Source organism: Rufibacter soli, assembly GCF_054781795.1.
In genome coordinates, this window is sequence record NZ_BAAGTS010000011.1 from 23,794 (window position 1) to 31,460 (window position 7,667).

General features: G+C 55.8%; 7 protein-coding genes. All 7 read left to right on the plus strand.

Features of this window, described 5'->3' with window-relative positions; genetic code table 11:
• The first annotated feature begins 1 nt into the window (after position 1).
• Positions 2-1,507, plus strand: a complete 1,506-nt coding sequence (locus tag ACYVJQ_RS19970) for a hypothetical protein (protein ID WP_460894883.1) — start codon at positions 2-4, stop codon at positions 1,505-1,507.
• Positions 1,504-2,283 carry a tail fiber domain-containing protein gene (locus ACYVJQ_RS19975; RefSeq protein WP_460894884.1) on the plus strand — a complete coding sequence of 260 codons (780 nt, stop codon included), beginning with the start codon at positions 1,504-1,506 and terminating at the stop codon, positions 2,281-2,283. Before ACYVJQ_RS19970 ends, ACYVJQ_RS19975 begins: the two co-directional genes overlap by 4 nt.
• The gene (locus ACYVJQ_RS19980; RefSeq protein ID WP_460894885.1) at positions 2,267-2,893 is read left to right on the plus strand and encodes a hypothetical protein; all 627 of its coding nucleotides are present in this window, start codon (positions 2,267-2,269) and stop codon (positions 2,891-2,893) included. Before ACYVJQ_RS19975 ends, ACYVJQ_RS19980 begins: the two co-directional genes overlap by 17 nt.
• 58 nt (positions 2,894-2,951) lie before the next feature.
• On the plus strand, positions 2,952-5,000 hold the full coding sequence (locus ACYVJQ_RS19985) for a hypothetical protein (protein WP_460894886.1): 2,049 nt from the start codon (positions 2,952-2,954) through the stop codon (positions 4,998-5,000).
• Positions 5,001-5,007: 7 nt separating this feature from the next.
• A complete protein-coding gene (locus ACYVJQ_RS19990; protein ID WP_460894887.1) occupies positions 5,008-5,739 on the plus strand; it encodes a SprB repeat-containing protein in 732 nt (243 codons plus the stop codon).
• Positions 5,740-5,742: 3 nt separating this feature from the next.
• Positions 5,743-7,266, plus strand: a complete 1,524-nt coding sequence (locus ACYVJQ_RS19995) for a hypothetical protein (RefSeq protein WP_460894888.1) — start codon at positions 5,743-5,745, stop codon at positions 7,264-7,266.
• Positions 7,253-7,667, plus strand: a 415-nt coding sequence (locus tag ACYVJQ_RS20000; RefSeq protein WP_460894889.1) for a hypothetical protein, incomplete at its 3' end; no start/stop codon positions are given. The genes ACYVJQ_RS19995 and ACYVJQ_RS20000, both read left to right, overlap by 14 nt.

Sequence of the window (7,667 nt, forward strand, 5' to 3'; positions counted from 1 at the left end):
TATGCTGACTACCCTTCTTTCCCAACCGGATGAGTTAAGCCTGGTGCTTAACCCGGTGGAGTACACCATAGAGAACAACTCACCTGGGGAAGGCGCCGCCTATATGGTGCTGCGCCTCTACCTGGAGACCGAGGCCGGTTCAGAGGAATACGGGTTCGTCTCTGAGTTTGAGGCGGAACGTGACTCCCTGGACCGGGCCACCTTTGACATCTCCCATGACCTGAGGGCCCACCTGCAGCCGCATTTTAACTCCCTGGCTTCCTCTGCCCTGCAGCGGTGCCTGCATACCTGCAAGCGGTTCTACGTGGAATACGGTTTCCGGACTGGACCGGAGGCTTTGGTGGAAGACGTGATGGTGAGCGGGACCATAGGCGGTTACACCTATGAGAACCTGGCGCGGCCTCTACGGGAGCGAAAGACCTACCACCTGCTGATCCATACGGCAAACCTGGCACTGGCCCAAGGCGTGGCATTGCGCTACAACCTACCGGGCGGGGGTGACGTGGACGCCGGACTGCTTTCCTGCACGTCATACAAAGACATGGTCTATGCGGTTTTCACGCCGCCTGCCGCGCAGCAGTTTGCCTTCCAGCAGATTCGGGTACCCAACAACGTGCAGGTGGAGATTTTCACCAACCTGGCCATGCTGGAGGAAAGCCCGGTGCGCTACGCCCTGTTGGGCGGCTGGCACCATACCCAGTTCCCCAACCGAACCACGCCCTTACCCGCTGGGCGGAAGGTGCTGCATGTCACGCCCCCGGCGCAGCGCGTGTATGATGGACAATGGGTACCGATCTACTACATGCCCTTCCAGAATGAGGCTCTTACGATGCGGGTTAAGGTTTACTATAAAGGCGGTGCCATCTATCACTCAGACGTGGCCAAAGGCAACGTGTTCCGCTACCAGCCCGTGCTCCTGCCGTTTTCGGTAGAGCCTTCCGGCCTGCCGGGGTATGCTCCAGGAAAGGAGTACCAGACCATTGAATTGTCACTGAACGGGGTGCTTTACCGCACGCTTTTCCGGGAAGTCTCTAATGCCCCGGTGCTGCGTGAGTTCTATTATTCCAACGGCCTGGGAGGCTATGAGGTGCTGATCTGCACCGGCAAAGGGGAGAACGCCCTGGAGGCCGGTCGGGACCAGGCTACCCGCTACCTGCCCAGCGATTACCGCCCTGAGGAGGGTACTTCCTTTGTGTCTTCCATCAGTGGCAAAACCAAGGGTACCGCAGCCACCGGGTTCCTTTCCAAACTGGAACGGGAGGCGCACCTGGGCCTGTTTCTGGCGAAGGACGTGAAGCTGAGGGTAGGGCAATTGGCCATACCGGTTATCATAGACACCAAAAGCATCACCTACCAGATGGATGGGGAGCATATGGTGGGCTTTGAGTTTGACTACCGCTATGCCTATGAAGAGCAGGCGTTGCACCCGGTTGACAATCCTGCCGCAGTGATCACCGGGGATAGCCTTTTGGTGGTGAATGACAGTTTCCTAAAAATCAAGATATGAACCAACCGCTTAAATTACTGGACCGGCTCTCTTCCCTTCAGGGGAACGAGGTCATTTTAGTGTACTCCCCGCAGCATGACCGCGATTTCGGGGCTACCCTGGAAACGCTCAAAGCCCTGCTGCAGGAAACAGCCGCTAACCCAGGAACCGGGGGCGCAGGAACTGGCCCAGCCAGCGCTGCTGCGGCCTACATATTCCCGCCTGTGGAGAACCTAGCGGCCCTTGCCGCCATTGATACTACGGATGTAACCAAATGGCCGGATAAATGGCTCATCGTGGTGCAGGGCAAAGGTACCTATTACCTGGACCGGGAAAGCGCCGCTACCCCCAACGGGGAGACCGTGGTGGCAGCACCCGTAGGCCAATGGCTGGCAGCCGGCAGTGGGGCCGCGGCCAGTAGCGGGACCGGCGCGTGGGTGCCTGACACGGGCGGTACCTTCAAAGGCGATATTGTGGTACTGGGTACCGTCACCGCCACCAACTTCATCAAAAGCTCAGATGCGCGGATGAAGGAACGGGTTTCCCCTCTGGCCGAGGCCCTGGGACTGCTGGAGCAGGTGTCTTTTTACTCTTATTTTCTGAAAAACAGCCCCAAACAGGACTATGGGGTGCTGGCCCAGGAATTGGAAGAGACCCTGCCACATCTGGTGGAAACGGATGCGGAGGGAATGAAAGCTGTCAACTACCATGCGCTTTCCGTGCTGATGGGCCGCGGCCTGCAGGAACTGGCGGAACGCGTGGCCAAACTGGAGCAGGCGCATGGGCAGGGTTCCTAGGGGAAAGGCCTTCAAAGGCCATAATGGGCAGCCCTTCAGTTCCCTGATCAATCAGGTGGTGACCCAATTGCCGGACCTGGAAAGCGTGGAGGCGGCGGTAAAAGGAACCGTGGCCTCTACGCCGGCCTCTATCCTGGATTTCGCTTCCCTGGTGCAGCAGGCCAACTGGCAGATGCTGGATGAGGCGGAGCCTGGCGTAATTCGCGGAATGGAGCCCACGCAGTACCAGCACTTTGCCGGTTACCCAAGGCCCACCGTCACCGTCACGGCCACGGAAGTAATCACCACCGCGGCGGACGGTTCCCGCACCTGCACCGTCACGGCCACTTTCACGCTCAATAACAAGGTTGGGTTTGACTTCACGCTGAGTTACATCGTGCGCCTGGCCTTTATCCAGTTCACGGAAGATGAAAAGGGAGGGACCACCAGCGGCACGATCTCCATCAACAAATCCTTCTCCTTGCCGGCCGGCCAGCTGTCTGGGGTGCAGCAGACGCAGTACGTGATCCCATCCAACCGGAACCTTAAAACAGGCCAGCATAACCTTCTGCTCAGCAGTTTTGACAGTACCCATTATTACGGGCCGGGTTCCGTGACCGTCACGAGTTGATTTTTTTGTCCTAACCCGTCAGAGGGCAGGGCGGTAGCTTCGGGAGTAATTTATAGGTATGCTCTGGCTTCAGCTTAAGAAAAACGGTTTGTATCACACCCTGGATCTCAGTGAGGATGTTTCCATCCCCTATGAGATTCCCTGTGACCTGCTGTCGCTGGAGTTTCAGGAAGTGGAGCGTACCTACCCTTTTGAGCTTCCGGCCTCCCCCGCAAACGAGGTGTTTTTCGGTCCCATCTCTTCCCTGAGCCGGTCCGAGTATTTCTTCCAGGAGTACGAGGCCATCTTAGGGTATGGGCCTAACGTGCTGAAGAAAGGCTATTTCAAGCTGAGTGATCCCTCAGAGGTATATCAAGGCTTCCTGAAAGGACCCGAGAGTGCCCTATCCAAAGTAAAGGATAGTCTACTGGGGGATTTACTGCCAGGGGTGATGATCAGGGTGTTCTACCGGGAGAAATACCTGGACCGGCATGATGAGCGCGGTCCGGTGGTGTTCCCCACGTTGCTTTTCCCTAATTTCTACGGAAAGAAAGGGTCAGGCGAAGACACCGAGCCGATCCCGAATTTCGAAGAGCCCATGGACGATGTGGGGTTCTTCAATTATTTCCAGTACCTGCCGGCCAAGTATTACGGCCGGAACGTGCTTCCTACGCCCCGCCTTTTGTTCGTGCTGGAGGAGGTTCTTCGGGCCGTGGGGTTTGAGCCCCAGTTCAATTTCAGGATAAAAGACCTGTACCAGGTGCTGCTGCTCTGCCATGGGGCGGCAGACAACCCCTTTAAGGTGTATGCGGAACCTGCCGCAGATGACAGGTTCTACCAGGATATCTTCTTTTCGGAGACCCTGCCCCATATCACTGTCTCTGATTTCTTCCGGAGCCTGCGCATCAATTTCGGCATGAAGTTCACCTACCGCCCCAATGGGGTATGTGAGGTGGACCTGATCCGTGACCTGGTGAAATCCCGAAAATACCTGGACATCACCAAATATGTGGTCCCAGGCTGGAAGCGGCAGGAGTACAAGGCAGACCTTCGGTTCTCTTTCGCCCAGAAGGAGGCAGCCTCGCAGGAGTCTGCACAAGAGCTGGCGCGTATGGTGGAAGGCCAACCGGTGCTTTTTCTGGAGAATCTGCCCATCCCAGGCGTTGACCTGAAAGACCAGTACCGGCTTGTGCTTACGGAAAACCGGTACTATGCCCCGGTTTTTGAGGAAAACACCTGGGCATGGAAACCAACCGAGCAGCGCTACTTTGACGGGTTGGATGGGGGAACCGGCCTAGAGTCAAAGATCACGCCGGCCGATATGGACAATGTGGCGGAAGTCACCTTTGACACCACCGGGGTATGGGATGAGTTGAGCAACGGCTGGATTCTAGACCCGCTCTTTCAGGACAGCAACTTCATGTCAGTCGGGTATGATGAGGGGAAAATCATCTGGCCCGGGGCCTTTGAGAGTGATTATTCACCTTTTGTGTACAGCCGAAACAATAGCATGGTGGTGCTGAACGCCAAAAAAGACGGGGTGTTGGTGCTGGCCCCCGGGGAACCAGTGAATATCCGGGTCACCGTGCGCAAGAAATTCCCTTTCTACGTGCCGGTACTGGAGGAAGGGGGAAGCTCCAATTTCTTTGCCGTCCGCAACAATGACTTTAAGGCGCGCATGGCCCTCTACCATGGCTATACGCCCAGAACCAACCAGAAGGGCAGCACCAAGATGGCCAGTTCCTCCAACTATGACAGCCTGGGGAATAAGGTAAGCCCTTTCTCCCTGCGCTTCAACGGAGATGACGGGTTGGTCTCTTATTTCTGGGAGGAGGCATTGGAAGTGATGGGCACCTCAGAAATTGATAAGGTAGCGGCTCTGTTACCGCTTTCCTTTCTGCAGGGCTTTGACCCCAGGGTGAAGCTGAGAATTAAAAACACCACGTTCTTACCCACTTTACTCCGCTGCTCCCTGACCAATGACGGTCTGCAGCTGGCGAATTTGGAGATGAGGCAGCTGCGGCATAACGGGGTGATGATGGGTGTTGAGATACAAGAAGAGGGGGGCTGGGTGGACTATGACGGCGCGATTGTATCAGATGGGGATGAAGCCATGATTTTAACATAACTACTAGATGGCAAAACAAAGAAGTGCGCCGCAGTTTGTGCATAAGACGGAGCCAGGCAATGATGATTTATTCATTTTCTGGGATAAGGCTACCGGTAAGATGGCCCAGATGACGGTTAGCGAGTTTCTAACCTGGATCAGCGGAAAAGGTGCTGGTACGGTGGTGATTCCTCTCTCTGTGAGCTTGGCACATAGTGATGTGAGCGCAACAGGAGGGACAGACGGCTCCATCACAGCTAATGGGTCTGGGGGAACTGCCCCGTACACTTATAACCTGAATGGAGGGCCTTATCAGGCATCTAACATTTTCAGTGGGTTGGCGATAGGGCCCTATGAAGTAGGTATAAAAGACGCCGCGAATGCTACGGCAAATGCCTCTGTGACCATTGGTCAGCCATCCCAGCCAACTCCCACCCTGAATGCTTACTACGGCTGGAAAGCCACCAAGACAACCCTAACTGCTGCTGAGATACAGGCTGGCACCGGAGTAGCCCACGCCACCGGCGCAGACATCACCGCTGACTATAAAGCCAACACGCAGCCGCAATTCCTTTGGTTCGCTGAGAAGGCCTCAGAGCCGGTAAAGACAAAATGGTACGGCTCAGACGACAACAATGGCAACATCGGTACCGACCAGGACCTGTTCGGCGCACCTATAATTGTGGGGGAATGGCGCTTCTACATCACCGAGTACCAGACCCAGAATACAGAAACGACCATCCAATTCAGAAAAGCCTAAGCCATGTCTAAGACCGTAAACGACAACTTAAAATTCAACACCCCCAAGGCGGCAGATGACCGCACTGGAAAGTTCGCCGGCGGGGCATGGCAGGCCTTCGCGAATGTGGCCGAGGCCATCGCCGCCGTGCCTTTAGCCTACCGGGCGGAAGGGCTTACGGTGCGCATCAAGAACGCATCCGGAAAACCGGTGGAATGGCACTGGTTTGAGGGTACCACCGACAACCACCTGAAGATAAAGCACCCAGAAAAGGAGCAGGTCGCTTTAACCGGCCTAAATCCGGCTTGGGACAGCCAAGACGGCCACACGGCCACAATAAACGCCACGGGTAACATCAACCTGGCCTTCTCTCCTGACACGGTGCCCACCCACTGCCTGCTTGCCTTCTACCCCCAGTCAGCGGCCCTGACCCTTACCGTGACAGGCCCTTCCGGCCCAAAAACCGCAGAGGTGGACCCCGGTGCGGGCAAGCCGACGCTGGTGGGCCTGACCTGGGACGGCACCACGCTTTTCCTGAATTCAAGTTATAAAGCGGCATCTACTACCACCGAGCCGCCAACGGGCAACACCACGCCGGCCGCGCCAACTGCCCCAGTGCAGGATGATGCCTTTGACACCTTTGATTTTACCTATAACCCATCCTTTACGGCTAACTCTGACTATGAGCAGACACTGGACGGGGGAACTACGGTCACGGCATTGACCACCAAACCGATTGTGGTGGGCAACGTGGCGAAGGCAGCGGGACAGGTGGGTGTGCGGGTGAAGGCCGCAACCGGGCGCAATGCCTCCGCGTGGCTGTTAAATAGTCAGCCGTTCACCTTTACAGGGGAAGAGGAACCGCCAACGGGTGAAATAGAAAATACCACATGGTGGAGCCGGTTTGACGTGGGGCAAGGGGTAACCTTAGACGGTTCTTCGGCTATAAGGGTAGATAATTTAGCCTATTCAGCGGCGGGGCCGCATGACCTGCAGCAGGCTGACTTAGCCGCCGCTCCAACCTTTGTGGCGGCGGGTATAAATGGGAAACCCGCCTTGCAGTTCGGCCCCGGCAAATTCATAGGCACCGGGGGTAATTTCCCGGAAGGGTTTGAAACGTTGCCGCGCCCTTTTACCCGCTTTTTAGTGGTTCAATTCCCGACCGTACCTACGGAATTTAAATATATCCTTTCCTTCGGCGGGGCTGGAATAGCAGACTTAGGGCACTTGGTAAGCGGTAAGTTCTTCATCACAGGGGACGGTAACGCGGTGCTATCGGGCAACACGGTTATTGAAGCCAACAAGCCTTATGTGCTGGCCTTGAAGTTTGCCGGGGATGCGGCCAATGATGAAATCAAGGTCAACGGCGTTTCGGATGTAAAAGGGAACGCGGGGGCTAACACGGCATTGTCCGGCGTGGTTTGGGGTAGTCAAGCCTACGGCTCAAATTATCTGATAGCGGAAGGTATGGAGATGGCAGGTTTGCCAACGGCCCAAAAGGAAGCCGCAATTGTAGACGAGTTAAAGGCTAAATATGGGGTCGCTTAAGACGATTATAGTCTTGATGGCAAGAGGGGGGGCTCAGGCCGCCCCGAGTCCTTTGCCTCCTGTCTCTGGAGGGGATAGTGGTCTAAGTTTATATGATTTAATGATTTCTTCGATGGTAAATTTAAAGGATTACTGTGTCGGCGACGGTGTAACAAATGATGCCCAAGGGCTCATAAACGCGATCGCAACCGGCAAGGATGTGTATGTTACCCCCGGCTATGAGTTCCTGATCAGCAACAACCTTGACTTCGGAATCCCGCTGCAACAGTATCAGCGGATTATCGGTGCGGGGCGCAGGAGTGTCCTGAAGGTAGACAACAACAACCGGGGTATTCACCTGGAAAGGTTCTGCGTGGCCAGGGACTTCCTGATGAGGGGGTCTGGAAAGAATGTAACCGATA